The sequence below is a fragment of the Roseibium sp. AWQ4_290 genome, from assembly GCF_056160985.1.
The window spans coordinates 1-223 of sequence record NZ_JBSWYG010000113.1 but is presented as its reverse complement, the minus strand read 5'-3'; the positions used below and the strand labels follow the sequence as shown (position 1 = coordinate 223).

Here is a 223-nt window from a genome sequence, read left to right as displayed (position 1 = left end):
CCCCGTTGCGCAATGCGCCGGGTTTGCGGGCCAGAGCCGGGATGTAGTGAAGCGGATCATAGATCGTCTTGCCGCGGCCGAAGACGCGATCATGCTGTCCCACGACCTGTCCGTCCTGCCAGCATTCCAGGCGATCGGCGTAGGCGCGGATCTCAACGGGACGACCGACCGCGCGGGCATCGACCGAGTACCGGTTCTTGTCGAACCGTACGAGGCAAGTCTT

1 protein-coding gene is annotated in these 223 nt (G+C 64.1%); it reads right to left on the bottom strand.

Translation table 11 applies throughout. The features are described from left to right. On the bottom strand, positions 1 to 223 hold a 223-nt coding region (locus ACXAH0_RS25365; protein WP_475196123.1), incomplete at both ends, for a Mu transposase domain-containing protein.